Source organism: Anaerostipes sp. MSJ-23 (genome assembly GCF_018918155.1).
GTDB lineage: Bacteria > Bacillota > Clostridia > Lachnospirales > Lachnospiraceae > Anaerostipes.
The window spans coordinates 33,113-54,811 of record NZ_JAHLPY010000008.1 but is presented as its reverse complement, the minus strand read 5'-3'; the positions used below and the strand labels follow the sequence as shown (position 1 = coordinate 54,811).

Annotated in this window: 21 protein-coding genes; 3 read left to right on the top strand and 18 right to left on the bottom strand. The window is 36.4% G+C overall.

The window, feature by feature from the left end; all coding sequences use genetic code 11:
- Positions 1-108 precede the first annotated feature (108 nt).
- Entirely contained in the window at positions 109-969 is an 861-nt protein-coding gene (locus KQI71_RS07015) for an AraC family ligand binding domain-containing protein (protein ID WP_216435205.1), read from the top strand.
- Here the strand turns inward: KQI71_RS07015 and KQI71_RS07010 are convergent.
- The 10 genes from KQI71_RS07010 to KQI71_RS06965 all read right to left on the bottom strand — a co-directional run bounded on the left by KQI71_RS07010 (position 953) and on the right by KQI71_RS06965 (position 12,046).
- Positions 953-1,606 (bottom strand): YczE/YyaS/YitT family protein, encoded by a 654-nt coding sequence (locus KQI71_RS07010; protein WP_330655353.1) that lies wholly within the window; start codon positions 1,604-1,606, stop codon positions 953-955. The two genes, KQI71_RS07015 and KQI71_RS07010, sit on opposite strands and share 17 nt — an antisense overlap.
- Positions 1,607-1,684: 78 nt before the next feature.
- Entirely contained in the window at positions 1,685-2,914 is a 1,230-nt protein-coding gene (tyrS, locus tag KQI71_RS07005) for a tyrosine--tRNA ligase (RefSeq protein ID WP_216435204.1), read from the bottom strand.
- A gap of 75 nt (positions 2,915-2,989) precedes the next feature.
- On the bottom strand, positions 2,990-4,438 hold the full coding sequence (locus KQI71_RS07000) for an aminoacyl-histidine dipeptidase (protein ID WP_216435203.1): 1,449 nt from the start codon (positions 4,436-4,438) through the stop codon (positions 2,990-2,992).
- Between the two features lie 12 nt (positions 4,439-4,450).
- Positions 4,451-5,815 carry a PFL family protein gene (locus KQI71_RS06995; protein ID WP_216435202.1) on the bottom strand — a complete coding sequence of 455 codons (1,365 nt, stop codon included), beginning with the start codon at positions 5,813-5,815 and terminating at the stop codon, positions 4,451-4,453.
- A gap of 12 nt (positions 5,816-5,827) precedes the next feature.
- Positions 5,828-6,100, bottom strand: coding sequence for an ACT domain-containing protein (locus KQI71_RS06990; protein WP_216435201.1), 273 nt, complete (start codon positions 6,098-6,100; stop codon positions 5,828-5,830).
- Positions 6,101-6,126: 26 nt separating this feature from the next.
- The gene (locus tag KQI71_RS06985; RefSeq protein WP_216435200.1) at positions 6,127-6,903 is read right to left on the bottom strand and encodes an MBL fold metallo-hydrolase; all 777 of its coding nucleotides are present in this window, start codon (positions 6,901-6,903) and stop codon (positions 6,127-6,129) included.
- Positions 6,904-6,962: 59 nt separating this feature from the next.
- On the bottom strand, positions 6,963-7,547 hold the full coding sequence (gene coaE, locus KQI71_RS06980; protein WP_216435199.1) for a dephospho-CoA kinase: 585 nt from the start codon (positions 7,545-7,547) through the stop codon (positions 6,963-6,965).
- Between the two features lie 8 nt (positions 7,548-7,555).
- Positions 7,556-10,189 carry a DNA polymerase I gene (gene polA, locus KQI71_RS06975; RefSeq protein ID WP_216435198.1) on the bottom strand — a complete coding sequence of 878 codons (2,634 nt, stop codon included), beginning with the start codon at positions 10,187-10,189 and terminating at the stop codon, positions 7,556-7,558.
- 232 nt (positions 10,190-10,421) lie between these two features.
- Complete coding sequence (gene cysK, locus KQI71_RS06970; protein WP_216435197.1) at positions 10,422-11,351, bottom strand: cysteine synthase A; 930 nt, start codon at positions 11,349-11,351, stop codon at positions 10,422-10,424.
- A gap of 257 nt (positions 11,352-11,608) precedes the next feature.
- Complete coding sequence (locus tag KQI71_RS06965) at positions 11,609-12,046, bottom strand: RrF2 family transcriptional regulator (RefSeq protein ID WP_216435196.1); 438 nt, start codon at positions 12,044-12,046, stop codon at positions 11,609-11,611.
- Between the two features lie 120 nt (positions 12,047-12,166).
- Between KQI71_RS06965 and KQI71_RS06960 the strand changes: the two genes are divergently transcribed.
- On the top strand, positions 12,167-12,778 hold the full coding sequence (locus KQI71_RS06960; protein ID WP_216435195.1) for an NUDIX hydrolase: 612 nt from the start codon (positions 12,167-12,169) through the stop codon (positions 12,776-12,778).
- 63 nt (positions 12,779-12,841) lie between these two features.
- On the opposite strand, the gene KQI71_RS06955 is transcribed toward KQI71_RS06960, so the two are convergent.
- The 7 genes from KQI71_RS06955 to larB form a co-directional block, all read right to left on the bottom strand.
- On the bottom strand, positions 12,842-13,483 hold the full coding sequence (locus KQI71_RS06955; RefSeq protein WP_216435194.1) for a ribonuclease H1 domain-containing protein: 642 nt from the start codon (positions 13,481-13,483) through the stop codon (positions 12,842-12,844).
- A gap of 62 nt (positions 13,484-13,545) precedes the next feature.
- Positions 13,546-14,283 (bottom strand): energy-coupling factor ABC transporter ATP-binding protein, encoded by a 738-nt coding sequence (locus KQI71_RS06950; RefSeq protein WP_216435193.1) that lies wholly within the window; start codon positions 14,281-14,283, stop codon positions 13,546-13,548.
- 13 nt (positions 14,284-14,296) lie between these two features.
- Positions 14,297-15,100: a cobalt ECF transporter T component CbiQ gene (gene cbiQ, locus KQI71_RS06945; RefSeq protein WP_216435192.1), complete on the bottom strand. Its 804-nt coding sequence runs from the start codon at positions 15,098-15,100 to the stop codon at positions 14,297-14,299.
- On the bottom strand, positions 15,093-16,094 hold the full coding sequence (locus KQI71_RS06940) for an energy-coupling factor ABC transporter permease (protein WP_216435191.1): 1,002 nt from the start codon (positions 16,092-16,094) through the stop codon (positions 15,093-15,095). Before KQI71_RS06940 ends, cbiQ begins: the two co-directional genes overlap by 8 nt.
- A 33-nt stretch (positions 16,095-16,127) precedes the next feature.
- Positions 16,128-17,129: an energy-coupling factor ABC transporter permease gene (locus KQI71_RS06935; RefSeq protein WP_216435190.1), complete on the bottom strand. Its 1,002-nt coding sequence runs from the start codon at positions 17,127-17,129 to the stop codon at positions 16,128-16,130.
- 2 nt (positions 17,130-17,131) lie between these two features.
- Complete coding sequence (gene larC / locus KQI71_RS12845) at positions 17,132-19,225, bottom strand: nickel pincer cofactor biosynthesis protein LarC (protein ID WP_330655351.1); 2,094 nt, start codon at positions 19,223-19,225, stop codon at positions 17,132-17,134.
- A 1-nt stretch (position 19,226) separates the two neighbouring features.
- A complete protein-coding gene (larB, locus tag KQI71_RS06920) occupies positions 19,227-19,967 on the bottom strand; it encodes a nickel pincer cofactor biosynthesis protein LarB (RefSeq protein ID WP_216435189.1) in 741 nt (246 codons plus the stop codon).
- Positions 19,968-20,463: 496 nt separating this feature from the next.
- Between larB and KQI71_RS06915 the strand changes: the two genes are divergently transcribed.
- On the top strand, positions 20,464-20,883 hold the full coding sequence (locus KQI71_RS06915) for a MerR family transcriptional regulator (RefSeq protein WP_216435188.1): 420 nt from the start codon (positions 20,464-20,466) through the stop codon (positions 20,881-20,883).
- 79 nt (positions 20,884-20,962) lie between these two features.
- Here KQI71_RS06915 and KQI71_RS06910 read toward each other — a convergent pair whose 3' ends face one another.
- Positions 20,963-21,667, bottom strand: coding sequence for a zinc metallopeptidase (locus tag KQI71_RS06910; protein ID WP_216435187.1), 705 nt, complete (start codon positions 21,665-21,667; stop codon positions 20,963-20,965).
- Positions 21,668-21,699: the final 32 nt, after the last annotated feature.

Below are 21,699 nucleotides of genomic sequence, written 5' to 3'. Positions count from 1 at the left end.
TAACAACATAGTTTTCTGAATCATCGATATTCTTTATGTTTCATATTATATAAAATTTCTATTTTTCATCCCATAGCAATATGTGATATAACTATGGAGAAATGTGACATGGAGGATTTTTTAATGCAATTATTTAGTTATTCCAATAATTTTTATTCTAATATTGAAGTCATGGTATACAGTAATGGGTATGAAGACTGTGAACCAGGGCATTTTTACGGCCCTGCCCTTAGAAAGAGTTATATGATCCATCATATTGTAAAAGGGAAAGGAATTTTTAAATTGCATGAAAAGACTTATCATCTTAGCAAAGGCGATGCTTTTTTGATTCGTCCAGGAGAAACCGTCTATTACGAGGCTGATCATGAAAATCCATGGAGTTATGAATGGATTGGTATGCAAGGAGCTAAAATTGATTCTTATCTTCAAAGAACTTCTTTTGCCTATTATCCAATCATTCATTACTCTAAAAATGATCGATTTTCTTTAATCTATGCAAAAATGGAACATGCTTATTCTTCGAATGCCTCTGCCAGGGATCTTTTAATGAATAGTGTTTTATACGAACTCCTTCATTTCTTAGTGATCCATTTTCCAAATAAACGGATCGAGAAATCTCACCGTACCGAGGAATATGTTGATCAAGTCATTCATTATTGCCTTCAAAATTTAGATAAAAAAATCAAGGTAACCGATATTTCTGATTACCTTGGACTAAATCGTTCTTATCTGACTCGCCTTTTTAAACAACAAGTCGGATCTTCTTTAAAAGATTATATTTTATTTATTAAGATGGAAGAGGCAAAAAAAATGCTAAAGGAAACTTCTTTGTCTATCCAAGTCATTGCTCGCTCTGTTGGCTTTGATGATCCTCTATATTTCTCAAGGATTTTCCATCAAAAAGAAGGACAAACTGCAAGAAAATATCGCATCTGTCACCAAAAGAAAACTATTATACAGGCTGACTAATCAGTCCGGAAGCCTTTTGCATAGGCACTTTTAATAAATAATTGTAAGCTGCAATTACACGCCCAGTAAAAATTACAACAATGATCGTTCCCACTCCAATTCCAATCAGATGATCAGTAAAGAAAAATCCAATCAGACCAGAAGTACAAAAACAACTCAAATCAAAAATATTTTTTCCAAGTCCCATTCCTTTTCCTGTTTTATCTCCAATTGTTGCTGCAAGAGCATCGGCAGGATTGGGGACAAGCTGCATATTTACCATCGTTGCTGCACCGATTCCTGTTACTAAAATGGCAATGATTAAAATTCCAATTTTTTCTGGTAATGTTTGAGGCAGAAAATTTAAATACTGATCAAAAAAATTAATAAAAAGGCTGGTCACAAGACTCATTGGTATTTGGAGCAATTTATATACTTTAAACTGTCTCCCTTGAAGCAAGGCTTCCATCAATACACAAACGCAATAAAAAAGAAAGGTAATTTCTCCAAGATTCAGATGCCAAATCTGACAAATATTATATGGTATCGAAATAATCGGAGAGACACCTAACAATGTTTTTGTATTTAATACAATTCCAAGAGCTAAAACGACAAGTCCTATAAAATAAATCATTCCACGTGTACATGTTTGTTTCACTCCACTCATCTCCTTCTTTTCTTTATTATTCTAAAAAGCAAAAAATCCCCAAATTCTTGGGGACTTTTCGTTTGATATTTATTTTTCTTTTACCTGGCAGAATTTTTTCTTACCTTTCTTTAACAACAGTCGGTCTTTATCATCAAAGTCTGCTTTTCCAAAAGTCTGTTTGATATCGGTAACCTTTTCTCCGTTTACAGAGACACCTCCCTGCTGCACCATTCTTCTCGCATCAGAACGTGTTGTACAAAGTTTGGAATCCACTAAGAGTGTTAAAATATCAAGTCCTTCTTCCAGTTCTCCATTTTCATATTCAAATGTAGGCGCATCTTCGTTTGCTCCACCGCTTACGAACATTGCCTTTGCAGCTGTCTGTGCTTTTTTCGCTTCTTCTTCTCCATGAACAATTTTTGTTACTTCATAAGCCAGCACTTCTTTTGCCTTATTAATTTCTGCTCCTTCTAACGCTCCAAGTCTATGAACTTCTTCCATTGGCAGGAAAGTAAGCAGAGATAAGCATTCTTCTACTTTGACATCCTCAATATTTCTCCAATACTGATAGAAATCATAAGGAGATGTTTTTTCTGGATCAAGCCATACAGCACCAGCCATTGTTTTTCCCATCTTCACTCCATCGCTTCTTGTAAGAAGTGTTAATGTCAGACCAAAAGCTTCCTTTTGTTCTTTTCTTCGGATCAAGTCTGCTCCTGCAAGAATATTAGACCACTGGTCATTTCCACCCATTTCCAGTTTACATCCGTATCTACGATTTAACTCAAGGAAATCATATCCCTGCATCAACATATAGTTGAATTCAAAGAAAGTCAGTCCTCGTTCCATTCTTTGTTTATAACATTCTGCTGTCAACATCTTATTCACAGAGAAGTGAACACCTACTTCACGAAGAAATTCTACATAATTTAAATTTAATAACCAATCTGCATTGTTTGCAAGAATTGCTTTGTCATCATCAAATGTAATAAAACGGGATAACTGTTCTTTAAAACGCTGTGCATTATGCTCGATTGTCTCTCTTGTTAACATATTTCTCATATCTGATTTTCCAGAAGGATCACCGATCATGGTTGTTCCTCCTCCAAGAAGAGCAATCGGACGATGTCCTGCTCTTTGCATATGCATCATAGCCATGATAGTTAAAAAGTGACCTGCTGTCAAACTATCTGCAGTTGCATCAAATCCAATATAAAAAGTTACTTTTTCTTTTCCTAACAGATCTCTTAATTCTTCATGGGTTGTCTGTGCGATAAATCCACGTTCCTGCAAAATATCATATACGTTTCTACTCATTGTTTCTAATCTTAATTCCTTTCAATTTCTTATCTTTGAGCATTTTAATTGGCATGGAAAGCCAAAATCTTCATTTTATGGAAATTCCTCGATAATCTTTAAGAGCAGTTCCCATGTTCTTTTTACCGAAGATACATTCATTCGTTCCTGTACGGTATGAATATCTAAAATATCCGGTCCGAAAGATACAATATCAAGGTCTTGTATCTTTGATGCAAAAATTCCACATTCTAAACCTGCATGAATAGCTTCTACCTTGATTTCTTTTCCATAAAGTTCTCGGTAAGCCCTGCAAAAAGCATCTCGAAGCAAAGAATTTTCTCGATACTCCCATGCCGGATAATCATTTGCCCGATGATAAATTCCATGGTTTTCTTCACATAATCTTTGAATACTTTCTGCAATCTCTTCTTTTTTCGCTGCCACACAGCTTCGAACTCCAAAAGAAAAAACTGCTGTTTTCTGATCCATGGAAAGAATTCCAAGATTTAAGGAACTTTCTACCAATCCTTCAATATCACGACTCATAGTATAAATTCCATTCTTCACCTGTGATAAAAATCGAATAATCTGACCATTTTTTTCTTCTGTAAGAAAATCTGCTTCCTGTATTCCAAGATCCTGAAACTCAACAAGAAGATCAGGTTCTGATAATTGATATTGTTTTTTCCATTCATGTTCTATAATGGAAATTTTATTTCCAAGTTCTTCCGGCCGATCCACCGTAAACTGACAATGACACTCATATGGAATCGCATTATCCTTTTGTTCTTTTGCTCCCCATAAACGACTGATTGAAATTCCTGGCATGGAAGAGACAATCTGTCCCATCATCTTATGAGCATTGCCATGATTTTTGTCGATTTCTGTTCCAGAATGTCCACCTTGAAGCCCCAAAATACTTACTTCATATAATCGCTGCTGCCTATGTTCATATTCCAGAGGAAATTCTGCCTGAATCGTCGTTCCACCGGCACATGCGGACAGTAAAATTCCTTCGTCTTCAGAATCTGCATTAATTAAATATTTTCCCTTTAGCACAGAAGCATCAAATCCAGTAGCTCCTTCCATGCCAACTTCCTCTTCGGTTGTAAATACAACTTCTAATGCTGGATGTTTGATAGAATCATCATCTAAAATTGCAAGCCCATAGGCAACCGCAATTCCATCATCTCCGCCAAGAGTTGTCCCCTTGGCCCAAACCCATTCTCCATCCGTCTCAAGACTTAAGCCTTCGGTTTCAAAATCAATCTCATACCCTGGTTCTTTTTGGCATACCATATCAAGATGTCCTTGAAAAATCAAAGTTGGTCGGTTTTCATAGGAAGGAGAAGCCTCTTTTCGTATCACAACATTATAAAATTCATCTTGGTAAACAGATAAATTTCTATCTTTTGCAAACTGAACACAAAAATCACTTATTGCCTTACAATGATAAGATCCGTGTGGAATTTGGCACAGTGTTTCAAAATATTCAAATACTTTTTTTGGATGTAATTGTTCTAATACCCCAAGAATCGTCACCTCTTCTAAATGTTAGTTTTTAAAGCTATGAATTGGTGCTGGAATTCTTCCACCACGATTTACAAATGCGTCACAAGAAAATTCATTGACCGGCATAATTGGTGCATAACCTAACAATCCACCGAATTCCACCTGATCTCCAACATCTTTTCCAATCGCTGGAATGACACGAACAGCTGTTGTCTTTTGATTAATCATTCCAAGAGCCATCTCATCGGCAATCAGGCCTGCAATGGTTGTTGCCTTTGTTTTTCCTGGAATTGCGATCATATCAAGACCAACAGAACATACGCAAGTCATAGCTTCTAGTTTCTCTAGTGTTAGAGCACCTGCATTTACTGCATCGATCATTCTCTGGTCTTCACTAACTGGAATAAATGCACCGCTTAATCCTCCGACATAAGAAGATGCCATAACACCACCTTTTTTTACCTGATCATTTAACATAGCAAGTGCTGCGGTTGTTCCAGGTGCACCTGCATATTCCAGACCGATTTCTTCTAAAATTTCACCAACACTATCTCCTGCTGCTGGTGTTGGTGCAAGAGATAAGTCAATGATTCCAAATGGAATATTTAATCTTTTAGAAGCTTCTTTTGCAACAAGCTGTCCAACACGTGTAACTTTAAATGCTGTCTTTTTAATTGTTTCACAAAGAACTTCAAAATTTTCTCCACGAACTTTTTCGATTGCACGCTTTACAACACCTGGTCCACTAACTCCGACGTTGATGATCGCATCCGCTTCTGTTACTCCATGGAAAGCTCCTGCCATAAATGGATTATCATCTGGTGCATTACAAAATACAACGAATTTTGCACATCCAAGGCACTGATTATCTTTTGTCAGTTCTGCTGTCTCTTTTACAATTTCACCAATTAATTTTACTGCATCCATATTGATTCCTGTCTTGGTAGATCCAACATTTACAGAAGAACAAACAAAATCTGTCTCCGCTAATGCTTTTGGAATGGAACGAATTAAAAGTTCATCTGCCTTTGTCATTCCCTTACTTACCAGTGCAGAATATCCTCCAAGGAAGTTTACTCCGACTTTCTTTGCCGCAGCATCCAATGTTTTTGCAAGTTCTACAAAATCATCCGGTGTTTTGCAAACATTTCCACCAATTAAAGAAATTGGTGTAATGGAGATTCTCTTATTAACAATCGGAATTCCAAATTCGTTTTCAATATCTTTTCCTGTCTGTACAAGATCTTTTGCGACCGTTGTAATTTTATTATAAACATTTTCCTTTACTTCATCCAGAGTTGCTCCAACACAATCTAAAAGACTGATACCGATCGTAATAGTACGAACGTCAAGATTCATCTCATGGATCATTTTATTTGTTTCAAATACTTCATTTAGATTAATCATGCTGGTACTCCCCTAAATTCTGTGCATAATATCAAAGATTTTCTCGTTCTGGGTCTGAATAGCTACGCCAATCTCCTCCCCAATCTGTTTTAATTCTTCTGCCATGGTTGCTGAGTCTTTTGATGACTTCTGAGGATCCACTACCATCATCATATTAAAAAATCCACCAGTGATGGTCTGGGAAATATCCAGAATGTTTACGTTGTTGCTTGCTAGGTAGTTACATACTTTTGCGATGATTCCGACACCATCTTTACCTACCACTGTTATGACTGTTCTATCCATTGTTCTAAATCCTCCTATAAATGTAATTAAATGCTGGTCACAGATGAAACCGCATCTCTTTTGGCAACTTCCAGCGGAAGTTCTTCATTATGTAAAGAAACTCTTACCGTTTGATAAGCTAGCTTCTCATAATTATTTTCTTTGCTTAAGTGTCCAAGATATACTTTTTTTGTTCCTTTTGTCGCTATATCAGAAATCAATTGTGCACATCGCTCATTGGACAAATGACCTTTTCTGCCAAGAATTCTTTTCTTAAGATAATAAGGATACGGTCCAACCTGCAACATATTCACATCATGATTTGCTTCTACAAACAAAATATCAGAACCATAAAGTTTTTCAACCAAATATTCATCATAATCTCCAAAATCTGTAGCAATGGATGCTTTCACATCCCCTGACCGAAAAGAATAACAAACCGGGTCAGCCGCATCATGCCAGATTTTAGAAGCTTCGATTGTAATATCTCCGATTTGGAATGGATGATCTGCTTCAATTGAATGAAACAATCCATGATCCACCTTTCCAAGATTCTTATATGCAAACACAGCATCGATTGTTTTCCCAGTGGCAAAAACCGGAAGCCCATATCTTCTTGAAAGTACACCAAGGCCTTTCACATGATCCGTATGCTCATGTGTGATTAAAATTCCATCACAATCCGAGACTTTAAGATTCAGTTCTTTAAGCCCTTCTTCCACTCTCTTTGCACTGATTCCACAGTCTACAAGAAACTTTGTTTTTTGTGTACCAACAAAAATACAATTCCCGTCACTGCCGCTTGCAATGCTTGTTAATTTCATATCATCTACTCCTTCACCCAAATCGTACTTTATAGTATAGCATATCAATATGACAGAATCTACTTTAAAATCGATTTTATCTGACACTTTGTCTCTTCAATATCACCTGAATTATCTATCATATGATCTGCCAGACGTCGAAATTCATTTTCAGATTTTTGATTTTTTATCATCTGACTGATCTTTTCATCGGAGTAACCACGCGATGCTTTCAGTCTTTCTCTTCGCACTTCTTCCTTTGTATAAATATACCATAATTGATCAAATAATTTCTCATATTCTGCTCCGACAAGCAAGGCTGCTTCACATACGACCATTGCTTTATTTTCTTGTTCCGCTTTATGAATTCTTCGAATTAATTCCTGATCTACATTATGATGTGTCATCTTATTTAATTTCAAAAGCTTATCTTTATCATGAAAAACAATCTCTCCAAGACGTTCCCGATCAATCGTTTGATCTTCTTTTAAAATATCTCTTCCAAAAAAATCAACAATTTCATCATAACTAATCGCACCAGGCTTCATCAATTCATGAGCAATTTGATCAGCAATTAAAATCTGAGCTCCATAATCTTCCTTTAAAATTTTTAAAATTTCACTTTTCCCAGAGCCTACACCTCCGGTAATTCCTATAATTTTCATTTTTTCTCCTATTTTGCTTCGTACCAGTTTTCTCCCGTATTCATATCAATACTTAACGGAATATCAAGATCGGCTGCATGCATCATTTCTTCTTTTAAAATTTTCTTTACTTCGTCAAGTTCATCAAGACTTGCCTCGATTAAAAGTTCATCATGAATCTGGAGAAGCAGTCTTGACTTCATCCGTTTCTCTTTTAACTTCATATTAACACGCACCATGGCAATTTTAATAATATCTGCTGCTGTTCCTTGGATTGGAGAATTCATGGCTACGCGTTCTCCAAAATTTCTCTGCATGAAATTTTTTGATTTCAGTTCTGGAATCGGACGAATTCTATGAAACATCGTTGTCACAAATCCTTTTGTTTTTCCATTTTCTACTTCTTGATCAAGGAATTCTTTTACTTTTGGATACATGGCAAAATATTTATCAATATATTCCTGCGCTTGCTTTCTTGTAATTTTAAGATCTTGACTTAATCCAAATGCACTCAGCCCATAAATAATCCCAAAATTAACGGCCTTTGCATCTCTTCGCTGCATTGCTGTGACTTGATCCATTGGAATATCAAAAACTTCAGATGCTGTTCTTGTATGAATATCCTGGTTTTCTCTATAAGCATGCAACAGCTTTTCATCCTTAGATAAATGTGCCAAGACCCGAAGTTCAATCTGAGAATAGTCCGCATCGAGGAAAATATATCCTTCCTCCGGCAAAAAAACCTTTCGAATTTGTCTTCCAAGGTCCATTCGCACCGGAATATTTTGAAGATTTGGCTCTGTACTACTAATTCTTCCAGTCGCTGTGATCGTCTGATTAAATTTCCCATGAATCCGTTGATCCTCTCCAATAAAGTTAGCAAGACCATCCGCATAAGTAGATTTTAATTTCGTTAACTGTCTGTATTCAAGAATCATTGGAATAATTGGATATAAATGTTCAATTTTCTCAAGAACATCGACGCTCGTTGAATATCCTGTTTTCGTTTTCTTTCCGCCCTCTAGTTTCATATGTTCAAACAAAACAACACCTAGCTGTTTCGGCGAGTTGATATTAAATTCTTCTCCAGCTTCCTTATAAATAGAACTTTTTAATTCTTCGATTTTTCCAACAAGCTTGTCTCCATACTCTTTTAAAGCACAACGGTTAACATGAATTCCTCTTACTTCCATATCATGAAGAGCAAACATCGTTGGGATTTCAATCTTACGATATAAGTCTTCCATCTGCCACTCTTTTAATTTCTCAGATAGTGGATGAATTGCCTGCATGGAAACATAGGCCTCATAAGAAAGAATCTTCTCTCCTTCTGCTGTCAGCCCATTTTCATCTGCCATTGGTGTTTTTTTATCCAATAATTCTTTTCTGGAAGGAATCATCAAACCAAGATAATCCCTTGCAATGTCATCATATTCATAAGTACTTTTTAATGGATTATTTAAATAAGCAGCTAAAGAAAGATCAAAAACACTTCCACAATCTTCCGTAAGTTGAAACTCATCCAAATATTCTTTTACTTCCATCATTCCAACTTTTTGTACATGCTGATATAACATTCCGGCCTTTTGCATAAGAAAATCTTCCGTTAAAAAACCTTCTGCCGGAAAAATCCACACCTTCTTTTCTTCCATACAAAGAGCCAGCCACGTTCCAATTTCTTCCTTATAAATAGAAAGACCAACAACCTCTTTCCTAATAGCACTTGAAAAGAGCTCTTCTGCTTGCGCAAGATCGCGAATCGTTTCTGTTTTTAAAACAAATTCCTCTGTATCTTCTCCATCAAAACGCTTTAAAATAGACTTAAATTCCAGTTTTTTCAAAAGTTGATAAGCTTCCTGTGTGTAAATATTTTGAATTTGTGCCTCTTCCCACGAAATATTCACAGGCGAATCTAGTTTGATCGTTGCCAATTCTTTACTCATCATTCCCTGATCATAGTACTCTTCCAGATTATTTTTGGCGCGATTTGGCTTTACTTCTTCGATATGATCATGTGCATTCTCAATACTATGAAACTGCTTGATCAATTTTGTCGCTGTCTTTTCTCCAATTCCAGGGATCCCCGGAATATTATCTGCTGTGTCTCCCATCAATGCTTTCAAATCAATAAATTCTTTCGGTGTCACCTCATATTTTTCTAGAACGTCCTTTGCATAATAATCTTCTACAATCGTTCCAGAACGATTCGTTTTTGGAATCCGGATTTGTACTTTATCTGTGGCAAGCTGAAGAAGATCTCTATCTCCAGAAACAATTGTTACATCATATCCTTCCTTTTCTCCAAGAACAGACATTGTTCCAAGAAGATCATCTGCCTCGTATCCTTCCTTCATCATCAATGGAATATCCATTGCAGTCAAAACCTCTCGAATAACCGGCACCTGTTCTCTTAAATCTTCTGGCATTGGCTTTCTTGTTCCCTTATATTCTGCATACATTTTATGACGAAACGTCGGAGCTTTCAGATCAAAAGCGACCACCAGATGTGTCGGCTGTTCTTCTTCCAGAAATTTAAACATAATATTTAAAAATCCAAGAACTGCATTTGTATGAAGTCCCTGGCTGTTTGTCATATCTGGCAATCCGTAAAATGCTCTATTTAATATACTGTTTCCATCAATCAATAATAATTTTTGACTCATTTGGCGTATACTCCCTTTTTATTTACTGCTTTTCATTGTAACACAATCAAATTTCACTGTGAAGCCTCCTACAACAAAAGTCATAAGGATATACCCGTTAAGTTTATTTGTCATATCAATCAAAAAAGAAGCCTGTGCTTCCGGCAGAAAATTTCTGCCAGTACCCACAAGCTCCTATTTTTCAGCATATTTTATAATTTACTTTTACTATTTAATACTAAAGTTTTATATTTTATGAGAACATTGGTGTAGATAAGTATCTATCTCCATTATCAGGTAAGAAGGCTACAATTGTTTTTCCTTTATTTTCTGGACGTTTCGCTACCTGGATGGCTGCCCATAAAGCTGCTCCAGAAGAGATACCAACTAAAATACCTTCATCTACTGCAATTTCTTTTCCAAGATCAAATGCATCTTCATTTTCTACTGGAATGATTTCATCATAAATTTTTGTATTTAATACATCAGGCACAAATCCTGCACCGATTCCCTGAATCTTATGTGGTCCAGATTCTCCTTTTGAAAGGACTGGTGATGTTGCAGGTTCTACTGCGATTACCTGGATGTCACTCTTCTTTGATTTTAAGAATTCTCCTGCACCTGTAATTGTTCCACCTGTTCCAACACCAGCGATAAATACATCAACATCTCCATCTGTATCTTCCCAAATTTCAGGACCTGTTGTTAATTTGTGTACTTTTGGATTGGATGGATTTACAAACTGTCCTGCAAGAAAAGCACCTTCTGTTTCTTTTGCAAGTTCTTCTGCTTTTGCAATTGCCCCTTTCATTCCTTTTGATCCTTCTGTCAGGACAATTTCAGCTCCATATGCTTTTAAAAGATTTCTTCTTTCTACACTCATTGTCTCTGGCATTGTTAAGATCACACGATATCCTTTAGAAGCTCCAATTGCTGCAAGACCAATTCCTGTATTTCCAGATGTTGGTTCAATAATTACAGATCCTTTTTTTAATTTTCCAGCTTCTTCTGCATCTTTGATCATCTGATAAGCGATACGATCTTTTGCGCTTCCTGCTGGATTAAATCCATCTAATTTTACAAGAATTCTAGCTTCTAAGCCGAATTTTTTTTCAATATTTTTTACTTCTACTAACGGTGTTTTTCCGATTAATTCTGTTACATTGTTATAAATTTTAGCCATTTTTCTATCTCCTTTTTTCTATGTTTATGTATTTCCTACATTTCCTACCTGTTTGATATGTTATTAGTATAGCACACTTTTTTTGATTGTCAATAGTTTTTTCAATTTTGTTTCAAAGAATAAAAAATTTTCTGCCATTGCAAACAAAACAATTTATTTTTTATAGCAAAAGAAAGAATTCTGTTTTACAGGATTCTCCGCCTGTGGCAGATCGTTTCAGCGACAAATTTCCTATGAAATAAAAAAAGACCTTGTGATTAAATCACAAAGTCATTTCCGCCACGAATTCGCGCCTTGTTTACAACGTCCGCCAACGTAATATTATTCAAATAATCATAGATCAGTTTTCCAAGCCCTTCCCACATTTCAATCGTTGGACATTCTTGGTAAAGCTCACACTGATTGACTGGATCATCCAAACATGCCACTGGCTGAAGACTTCCTTCCGTAATCTGAAGAATTTCATAAATCGTATAATCTTTTGGATCTCTGGCTAATTGATAGCCTCCTTTAGGACCTCTTAAACTTTTCAAAAATCCACAGATGCTTAACTGTCGGACAATTTGTTCTAAATACTTTACTGAAATATTTTGTCTTCTTGAAATGTCCTTTAATGCAATCCAGTCTCCTGTATAATGCATTGCAAGATCATACATAAGACGTACGGCATATCTTCCTTTTGTCGATATTTTCATAGCTTCACCTCTAATTCACTGTTTTTCTACCTGATTACTATGATTTATTTTACTTGTTTTTCTACGAGTTGTCAATCATCTTATTTTCCTATACAATGAATAACAAAGGAGATTTGTATTATGAGTAAAATAAATAAAATTATACCGCTAACCAATGTCCGTTTTTTAAACCTTTATGAATTGGAAGCCGAAAATAAACTTGGTCAGACACATCCTTATTATGTAGCTAGCCGCAAAGATGAACATACGATGATGGCTGCTACAAAAAAAGTCATTCCAGATGGTGTTGTTATTTACAGTCTTTTTGGTGAGGCAAAAGATCATGTAATTATGGTCCGACAATTTCGTTATCCATTAAATGATTATGTCTATGAATTTCCAGCCGGTCTAATTGATCCAGGAGAATCAATCAAAGAAACAGCTATTCGAGAAATGATGGAAGAAACTGGCCTTACATTTATCCCAGCTTCTTATGAAGATTTTTTATCTCGTCCACATTTTTCTTCTGCAGGAATGACCGATGAAACGAATTGCACTGTTTATGGTTTTGCTGACGGCAAACCAAATCTTGATCATTTAGAACCAAATGAAGATTTATCTGTCTGCCTCGTTGATAAAGCAGAAGCAAGACGTATCCTGAAAGAAGAAAATCTTTCCGTAAAGGCTTATTATCTTCTTTTACATTTTTTACAAAGTGACCCCAAAAATCCTTTTGCTTTCCTAGGCCTTTAATTAAAAAAAGAAAACCTCTTATAAGCTCTATATATTTTTCCAATCTTATAAGAGGTTTTTCTTTTACTTTCGTTCCCATTCATTTCCTGATTTTTTTACAAATGTTCCATCTCCAATTCCGAGCGCCGATTTAGCAAGCTGATCTGCTATATCATTATACTTATCATTGGAATGACCTTTTACTTTAACAAATTTCACCTGCAGCTTGTCTTTTTGTTCATCATAAAACGCTTTATATGCTTTTGTTCCTTTTTTATTTGTCTTCCACTCACCAAGCGGCCATTTTTCGATTCCTGCATAATCATAATAAATAGCAATTTTAGAAAACCCATGCTCAATCGCATATTTCATTGCAGCTTCTGATCCTTTGATTTCTCCTGCCACATTGCGCATTACCGCTAATTCTTCATCCTGAAATTTCTTTGCATAATAACGCTCTTTTTCTTCATATAGCATTACCATACCATAAGAAAATTGGCCCACTGCTGCATCAAAACTACCATCAACATAGGCAATCAATGTGTGTTCATCAATAAGCAGCTTTTCATTTTCACTAGGATTTAAAAAGTCTTTTGCTTCTTCTTTCGTCTTAAAACTTTTATAAACTGCCCCAGGAAATCCAAACGTCTGCCTTTTGCAGTCATCCCAATTGAAATAAATTCCTGGTTTTCTTCCTTTTTTTACCGCATAAAACTTACCTGCCATATTTTTTCTCCCTCGTTTCCATCATATATCGAAGTTTAACATAGGACTCATCATAGCTCAAGTTATTTCATCGATCTTCTTCCCGCAACGGATAACGGCAGTTCCAATCCATATTCTTCCAAAAGTTTCTCATCCGTTAAAATTTCTTCTGTGCTTCCATCTTTAATGATTTGACCACCAGCTAAAAGAATTGTTCTCTGACATGTATCCAAAATCATATCCAAATCATGAGAAGCAATGATTTTCATTCCCGGTAATTTTTTCAGAACATGGATTAAATTTCTTCGATTTCTCGGATCAAGTGCAACCGATGGTTCATCCAATAAAATAATTTCTGGATTTGTGGAAAGAATCGTTGCAATGGAAGCTAATTTTTTTTGTCCTCCAGAAAGACGATAAATTTGTTTATTCTTTATATTTTCGATATGTACCATATCCATAGCATGTTCCACGCGTTTTTTTACTTCTTCTTCCGAATATCCATAATTTCTCGGTGCAAACGCAATATCCTCATATACTGTTGACATAAAAAGCTGACTTTCTGAATCTTGAAAAACATACCCTGTTTTTTCACGAATTTGCGCTAAATTTTTCTTTTCTACACAAAGTCCGCCAATCTCCAATGTTCCTTCATATCCAGAAAGAATCCCAACCATAAGTTTCAATAAAGTAGATTTTCCAACGCCATTTGCTCCAATCAAACCAATGGTTTCTTCCCCTTGTGCTTGAAAAGAAAGATCGTTTAATACTTGATCCTTCCCGTAAGCAAAGGTTAGATGTTCTATTTTTATCTTTGCCATATTTTTTCCTCCATTAAACCCCCATCATCTGTCCTATAAGCCAAAATACAGGAATTCTTCGATAGAAAAAGAATATCAAAATCCAAATCAATGCATACAAAACACTGGTACTTGTTTTTTTCTTTTTCATCCTTAATTGAAAAGTCCCGTCATATCCACGAAGCAGCATACTTTCATAAACAACTTGTGCTCGATCAATACTTCGTAGCAAAAGTTGCCCTGCCAGGGATCCCCATACTTTCCAATGGATTCCTTTTTGTCCGGGTGCACGCATTTCATAAGAAAGACTAATTCTTTCTGCTTCCTTTAATAATACAATCATATAACGGTAAATCAGCAATATCATGGTAAGAAATGGTTTTGGAAGATGCAAACATTGCAAGCCATAACAAATTTGCTCAATTGATGTCGTGACAATTAAAAAATATGAAGCAAGTACCGCATAAATTCCTTTTAACATCAATGTTATCATAGAAACCATACCGCCAGTAATAACAAAACCACCAATTTTTGTTACAACCTGATGGTCAAGAAACGGATTCGCAATTCCCACCATAATTGTAAGAAGAAGAATAATCCTCATCTGACGGGCTGCTCTTTTTAAAGAAATATCTGCAACACAAAACATGATTAGCAGATAAATTCCCATGCCAAGTACACCTCCAAAATCATATTTTGAAAATGAAACAAGCGTAAATATATAAAAAAACGTCACAAAAAGTTTAGCCAGTGGGTGCAGATGACGCACCCACTGGTCTTTTGTTGCCATATCATCCATATGGTGTATTTCATAAATTGCATTTCTAATTTTATTCACAGTTTTTTACTTTTCCTTTTTTAAAAAATCGAATCAGAAAACAGACCGCCAAACATACAACTGCTACAATAATACCTCCGATAATACCGGAAAAAGAGGTACCTGCTACGGCTTCTGATCCCTTAAATGAATAATCTGGCAAAATTGCTGTAAATGCCTGAATCTTGTGAGCAATCTGATAGAAAATACCAGAAGATGCAAGTTCTGTCGAACCACTCACTTTTTTCATTGACCACTCCAGTCCATCGGGATTAGAAGAAGCTGCCAGGGAAAATAACCCTCCAATCACAACAGCCGCACCTGCCAGTACACCAACAGTTCCTTTATAAGAAAGTTTTCCATCTTCTTTTTCCTCATACATCCATAACAGTTCTGGTCTTGCATCATAAATAAAACATAAAACTGCTGTCGTAATCAGCCCCTCTACCAATCCGATCGCCAGATGAATTGGCTGCATCGTTCCAACAAAAACAGCAAATGGAAGTTCTGTAATTTTTGAAGCTAATGTTTCAAGCGTTACGGAAAATGCTCCAAGCTGTAAAGTCAACACACATCCAAGAATAGATGCAATCGCAATCTTTTTCTTTGACATGCTTCTTTTCATCATGAATCTCCAGATTACCATTCCACCAATAAAACACCCATAAAATGCCATATTCCATATATTCGCTCCAAGAGCTAGCAAACCTCCGTCTGCAAAAAGAAGACATTGTACAAGTAAAACTCCAATCATTGTTAAAAATCCGGCAAACGGGCCTAAGATAGCAGAGAGCATCATCCCCCCGCATAAATGTCCTGAAGAACCCGTTCCTGGTATAGAAAAATTAATCATCTGTGCCGCAAATACAAAAGCTCCCATCACACCCATGACTGGTACTTTCTTTGTATCAACTTCCAAATGTACTTTTTTCATCGAATACGTCATTGCCGCAGCAGAACAAACATACATCGTTCCTGCAACTGCTGGTGATACCAGCGCATCTGCCATGTGCATAATTAAATTCCCCTTTCTCTTTCCTTTCTAATTTTATTCACAGTTCTTTACTTTTCCTTTTTTAAAAAATCGAATCAGAAAACAGACCGCCAAACATACAACTGCTACAATAACACCTCCGATAATACCAGAAAAAGAGGTACCTGCGGCGGCTTCTGATCCCTTAAATGAATAATCTGGCAAAATTGCTGTAAATGCCTGAATCTTGTGAGCAATCTGATAGAAAATACCAGAAGATGCAAGTTCTGTCGAACCACTCACTTTTTTCATTGACCACTCCAGTCCATCGGGATTAGAAGAAGCTGCCAGGGAAAATAACCCTCCAATCACAACAGCCGCACCTGCCAGTACACCAACAGTTCCTTTATAAGAAAGTTTGCCATCTTCTTTTTCTTCATACATCCATAACAGTTCTGGTCTTGCATCATAAATAAAACATAAAACTGCTGTCGTAATCAGTCCCTCTACCAATCCGATCGCCAGATGAATTGGCTGCATCGTTCCAACAAAAACAGCAAATGGAAGTTCTGTAATTTTTGAAGCTAATGTTTCAAGCGTTACGGAAAATGCTCCAAGCTGTAAAGTCAACACACATCCAAGAATAGATGCAATCGCAATCTTTTTCTTTGACATGCTTCTTTTCATCATGAATCTCCAGATTACCATTCCACCAATAAAACACCCATAAAATGCCATGTTCCATATATTCGCTCCAAGAGCTAGCAAACCTCCGTCTGCAAAAAGGAGACATTGTACAAGTAAAACTCCAATCATTGTTAGAAATCCGGCAAACGGGCCTAAGATAGCAGAGAGCATCATCCCCCCGCATAAATGTCCTGAAGAACCTGTTCCTGGTATAGAAAAATTAATCATCTGTGCCGCAAATACAAAAGCTCCCATCACACCCATGACTGGGACTTTCTTTGTATCAACTTCCAAATGTACTTTTTTCATCGAATACGTCATTGCCGCAGCAGAACAGACATACATCGTTCCTGCAACTGCTGGTGATACCAGCGCATCTGCCATGTGCATAATTAAATTCCCCCTTCTCTTTCCTTAATATGAATATCCATACTTCCTGAACGAAAGCCTTCCAAATCTAGCGTGATATACGTATATCCAAGATTCTTTAAGTATGAAACAACTGCATCTTTTTGTTCTAGAATCTTCTGCATTGCATCCTGATCTACTTCAATTCTTGCAATATCTCCATGAACGCGAACGCGGACATTATAAAGACCCAAGTTTCTTAAATAAATTTCCGCTTTATCAACGACTTTTAATTTTTCGTAAGAAATTTCTGTTCCATATGGAAATCTTGTTGCTAAACACGGCATTGACGGCTTATTTGAAACCGAAATATGATAATCGGCTGCTAACGCACGAATATCTTTTTTGGCAAATCCACATTCTGCCAACGGACTCTTAATTCCTAGTTCTTTCACAGCCTTGATTCCTGGGCGATATACATGAAGATCATCTTCATTTGTTCCTTCCATAATTAAAGAAACTCCCAGACTCTCTGCTAATTTTTTAATTTCTGCAAATAAATGTTTTTTGCAGCGATAACACCGGTCTTCTGGATTATTTCCAACACCAGCATCTTTAAGCTCATCAATTTCTAAAACCTTGTGAACTGCTCCTGCTTCCTTTGCTACTTTCTGAGCTGTCTCAATTTCCCCTGCTGGATGAAGCATCGTATGTAAAGTAACTGCATAAACTGTTGTTCCATTTTTCTTTGCCTGTTCACAAGCAATTTTAAGAATCAAACTGCTGTCAACGCCTCCAGAAAATGCAATTGCTACATCTTGTTTTGTATACTCATCAATTAACTGAATCAATTTTTGTTTTTTGTCTTCCTCCCATTCTCGTTTGATCATCTCGTATGTCTTACGGTAAGATTGCTGTTTTCTGCTGCTAATTTTCTTTACATCTTCATATTCCGGATAAGCAAATGTTTGTCCTTTATATTCACAAAGTTTCATTTTTACCATACCAAGAGAAGATGAAAAATCACAAAATGAACGCTTCAATACGGTTCGTTCCATAGAAACTCTACGAATCCCAATCGTTGTTGTTTCCCGAAAAATAATTTTTTCCATGACCTCCACTTGTTCCTGATCACAAATAACATTCAGCTGATAAGCTGGACGATTTTTTTTCATAAATACTGGAAAATAGTGAACATCTCTTGCCCCCGCTTCAAATAGACAGTCCATCGTATACCCAAGGACTTCTCCGCTGCAATCATCAATATTTGTCTCGAGTTTATAGATACGATCCTCTGTCTCTTGTGTATCTTTGATCAGCATAGCTCTTAAAAGACTTGGGTGTTCATAATTTCTTTTTCCTGTTCCAATTCCAACTTTTTGAATTGTAAACTGTTCTGGAAGTTTTGTGGATGTCTGTATGGCTGCCACAATGGCTGCCCCAGTTGGGGTTACTAATTCTCCCTCTACCTGTGTTGGACATAAGATTATCTGATGTTTCGAAACAATGTTAACAACTGCTGGTACCGGCACTGGAATGATTCCATGCTGACAACGAATCGTCCCATGTCCCTCATATAATTTTGGAACAATAACCTTATCAATTCCAAGATTATCAATACAAAAAGCTGCCGCACAAATATCTGCAATTGAATCAATGGCTCCGACCTCATGAAAATGTACATTTTCTATCGTTTCTCCATGCGCCTGTGCTTCAGCCTGTGCAATAATTTGAAAAATACGCCCAGCAATTTCCTTTGCGTGCTCCGTCATGTCACAACGTTCTATAATATGGAGACAATCCGAAAGATTTCTATGTTCATGATGGTGTTCATGACCATGATGGCATTCTTCATGATGAGAATGTTTATGATCGTGTTCATGTGTATGCGAATGTCCATGAAGATACTCCATATCATGATCGTGATTTTCATGTTCATGATCCAATAGAACATCAAAATCACAACCATCTAGTCCTGATTTCTTTACTCTGCTAATTTTTACTTCAAAACCATGTGCATCAATGCTGTCTAATGCTTTTAACAATCCTTCTTCATCCGCTCCAAGATCCAGCATTGCCCCAACAAACATGTCTCCACTGATGCCACTTAGACATTCCAAATATAAGGTATTACTCATCTCAAACCCCCAGTCTGTTAATCTGCGCTGCTATATATCCTGCACCATATCCGTTATCAATATTTACAACCGCAATTCCATTGGCACAAGAATTGATCATGGTTAATAATGCAGAAAGCCCCTTCATATTAGCTCCGTATCCAACAGAAGTCGGTACTGCAATCACTGGCTTGTCTACAAGTCCTCCGATGACACTAGCTAAAGCGCCTTCCATTCCTGCAACCGCAACAACACAATTGACGCTCTGAATAACATCAAGCTTTGATAATAGTCGATGAAGACCACTGACTCCAACATCATAAATTCTTTCTACATAATTTCCGAAATATTCTGCTGTCTGTGCTGCTTCTTCTGCCACTGGAATATCTGCTGTTCCTGCGGTACAAACTGCAATTTTACCTTTCTTTTCTTTCCCCTCCTTTTCAATCTTTATAATGTGAGAAATCTCATCATACTGAATCTGTGGATATTTTGCTTTCAAAAGCTCATATTGATGTCTCGAAGCTCTCGTACCGAACACTTCTCCTTCTTCTTCATAAAGCTTTCCTGTAATCTTTAACAGATGTTCATCTGCCTTCCCACTGCAAAAAATAACTTCCGGAAATCCGGATCTTACTTTTCGATGGGTATCAAGTTTTGCATACCCAAGATCTTCAAAAGGTTTTCTTCTAAGATATCCTTCTGCGTCCTGTACGGACATTTCTCCCGCCTGCACTTTTTTTAATATTTCCTGAAGTTCCATCTTGCCTAAAATTCCTCCTGCCTTAAATTGGTTCTACCAATTGTGTTACTTTAATGATAGTTGTTCTATGGTAAAAAGTCAAGTTTTTTGTATTAATTGTTCTTTATTTGTGATATGATTTCTTATTTTTTTGTTAATTTTGCACAATTTCATTTCTCTGACTTGCTTTTTTACTTTATCATAAGTAAACTTATTTTATCACTTAAAGTTCACTCTAAGTCAATGATTATCTCCCCCATACAGTACATCATTCCAAATATCAGGAACTGCCTTTTGCATAATGTTGACAGCTGCATAACCATCTTCATTTAAGATCATTCTGTTGGCACACCAATTATTGAAAAACATTGTATTTTATAATATAATGATACAGAATATATGTTTGGATGTAAAGAAGATACTAATATGCGAAAGAAAATACCGTTTAGTATGTTCACCAACACTGTTGCTTCTTACTGCACACTCTGCTCAGCATTTATAGAAAGGAATTGAAAACATGTATACCATTGGAGAAGTATCAAAAAAAATGGACATTTCGCCATCCACTCTACGCTACTATGATAAAGAAGGTCTTCTTCCTTTTGTAGAACGAAATAAATCAGGGGATCGAAGATTCAAAGATAGTGATCTTGAATGGCTTGTACTGATCGAATGTCTTAAAAGTACTGGTCTTTCTATCAAAGGAATCCGTCAATATATTGACTGGTATATGGAAGGGGATGAAACCTTAAAACTTCGTTATGAAATGTTTCTTGAACGTCGAGAAGAAACCTTAAGACAAATTGAAAATCTACAAAATATGCTAAAAATTATTGATCACAAATGCCATTATTATGAAACAGCCATCCAGGCTGGAACAGAAAAAATTCACCATACAAATGATGACTATTCTTCCAATCAAAATGTCGTTTCTTAACCATAAATTCCATACAAAAAGGAATGTTGTCTATCATCTTCTTTGACAACATTCCTTTGTTTATTACTTATTTTTTATATTATCGGTCTCTGTCATTTCCTCCAAACAAAATGATCAATCGAAGTAAACTTAGTAAGGCTGCTGCTGCACCTGCCACATAAGTTAAGGCTGCTGCTTTTAATACTTTTTTTGTCTGATCTACTTCTTCTCCATACATAATTCCTGTACTTCCAAGAATTCTTAATGCCCTTGCCGATGCATTAAATTCAACTGGCAATGTTACTAGCTGAAAAATAACTGCAAGAGAAAATAAAGCAATTCCAATATGAAGCAATGTTTGGTTCATACTTAAGAAAATTCCAGCAATAATAAACACCCAAGATAAATTAGAGCCAATATTTACAATTGGAACAAGTGCACCACGAATCGTCAATGGTACATATCCTTTTTGGTGCTGAACAGCATGCCCACATTCATGTGCTGCCACTCCGATTGCGGCAATTGAATCAGATCCATATGTGGAATCTGAAAGGCGAAGCGTCTTACTTCTTGGATCATAATGGTCGGTAAGTTCTCCTCGAACTCTCTCCACGGAAACATCATAAATTCCAGCATGTTGTAAAATTCGTTCTGCTGCTTGGGAACCTGTGAGCCCACAATGACACCTTACTCTTGAATATCTACGAAAAGTAGAATTCATTTTTGACGATGCAATCATCGTAATCACAGCTCCGATGATAATCAAGATATAGGTTGGATCAAATAAACCATATGGATAATACATATAGCTACTCCCTTCTTTCATTTTTATATCTG

Bases quoted from the DNA above. Each gene is read 5' to 3' on its own strand.
- KQI71_RS06960 (WP_216435195.1), top strand. From the start codon at position 12,167: ATGAGTAAAATAAATAAAATTATACCGCTAACCAATGTCCGTTTTTTA.
- KQI71_RS06965 (WP_216435196.1), bottom strand. From the start codon at position 12,046: ATGAAAATATCGACAAAAGGAAGATATGCCGTACGTCTTATGTATGAT.
- KQI71_RS06910 (WP_216435187.1), bottom strand. From the start codon at position 21,667: ATGTATTATCCATATGGTTTATTTGATCCAACCTATATCTTGATTATC.
- KQI71_RS06995 (WP_216435202.1), bottom strand. From the start codon at position 5,815: ATGATTAATCTAAATGAAGTATTTGAAACAAATAAAATGATCCATGAG.
- polA (WP_216435198.1), bottom strand. From the start codon at position 10,189: ATGAGTCAAAAATTATTATTGATTGATGGAAACAGTATATTAAATAGA.
- larB (WP_216435189.1), bottom strand. From the start codon at position 19,967: ATGGAACTTCAGGAAATATTAAAAAAAGTGCAGGCGGGAGAAATGTCC.
- tyrS (WP_216435204.1), bottom strand. From the start codon at position 2,914: ATGAGTAGAAACGTATATGATATTTTGCAGGAACGTGGATTTATCGCA.
- larC (WP_330655351.1), bottom strand. From the start codon at position 19,225: ATGAGTAATACCTTATATTTGGAATGTCTAAGTGGCATCAGTGGAGAC.
- KQI71_RS06935 (WP_216435190.1), bottom strand. From the start codon at position 17,129: ATGCACATGGCAGATGCGCTGGTATCACCAGCAGTTGCAGGAACGATG.
- coaE (WP_216435199.1), bottom strand. From the start codon at position 7,547: ATGAAAATTATAGGAATTACCGGAGGTGTAGGCTCTGGGAAAAGTGAA.
- KQI71_RS06915 (WP_216435188.1), top strand. From the start codon at position 20,464: ATGTATACCATTGGAGAAGTATCAAAAAAAATGGACATTTCGCCATCC.
- KQI71_RS06950 (WP_216435193.1), bottom strand. From the start codon at position 14,283: ATGGCAAAGATAAAAATAGAACATCTAACCTTTGCTTACGGGAAGGAT.
- cysK (WP_216435197.1), bottom strand. From the start codon at position 11,351: ATGGCTAAAATTTATAACAATGTAACAGAATTAATCGGAAAAACACCG.
- KQI71_RS06990 (WP_216435201.1), bottom strand. From the start codon at position 6,100: ATGGATAGAACAGTCATAACAGTGGTAGGTAAAGATGGTGTCGGAATC.
- KQI71_RS06940 (WP_216435191.1), bottom strand. From the start codon at position 16,094: ATGCACATGGCAGATGCGCTGGTATCACCAGCAGTTGCAGGAACGATG.
- KQI71_RS06955 (WP_216435194.1), bottom strand. From the start codon at position 13,483: ATGGCAGGTAAGTTTTATGCGGTAAAAAAAGGAAGAAAACCAGGAATT.
- KQI71_RS06985 (WP_216435200.1), bottom strand. From the start codon at position 6,903: ATGAAATTAACAAGCATTGCAAGCGGCAGTGACGGGAATTGTATTTTT.
- KQI71_RS07015 (WP_216435205.1), top strand. From the start codon at position 109: ATGGAGGATTTTTTAATGCAATTATTTAGTTATTCCAATAATTTTTAT.